This is a genomic window from Micromonospora arborensis, from assembly GCF_003205615.1.
GTDB classification, from domain to species: Bacteria; Actinomycetota; Actinomycetes; order Mycobacteriales; family Micromonosporaceae; genus Micromonospora; species Micromonospora arborensis.
Genome location: NZ_PYBV01000118.1, coordinates 1 through 550, shown reverse-complemented (window position 1 = coordinate 550; position 550 = coordinate 1). Strand labels below are relative to the sequence as shown.

The following is a 550-nucleotide window of genomic DNA, read 5'->3' as shown; positions in this document are numbered from 1 at the left end:
CTGGTTGGTGCCGCCGTTTGCCGACCACTGCTGTAGTTGCAGGCCCTGCGTGGTGCTGCCGGCGTTGACGTCGAGCATCTTTCCGGAGGCGGTGTAGCGCAGGGTGTAGGCGTCCTGGGTGGTGCTGATCGTCCAGGTGGGGGTGCCGCTCTGCTGGACCGCCTTGGCGCCGTCGGCGGTGGAGTTACCGGCGATGGCGAGGGGCTTGCCGCTGTTGCGGTTGACGATGCGGTAGGTGCCGGGAGTGGGCCCGGTTCCGCCGCTTCCACCGAGGTTCAGGTACTCGACCGAGTCGGTGAAGACGGTGCTGCCGGACTTGGCGGTCGACAGCTGCAGGTACACGCGGCTGCCGGTGGCGGGGGCGGTGAAGGACACCGGCTGGGTGACCCGTGAGCCGAGGGGGACGGTCAGGGTGCTGCTGCCGGACGCGACGACCGCGCCGGTCGGGCTGTCGAGCCGGGCGGTCCAGGTGAAACCCACCGCCGTGTTGGTGAGGTCGTCGTTGAACACGGTGATGTTGCGGGTCACCGTGGCGTTACGGGCGTAGGTG

General features: G+C 69.1%; 1 protein-coding gene. It reads right to left on the bottom strand.

The window, feature by feature from the left end:
- Nucleotides 1-550, bottom strand: a 550-nt coding sequence (locus C7C45_RS33085; protein ID WP_208641529.1) for an RICIN domain-containing protein, incomplete at both ends; no start/stop codon positions are given.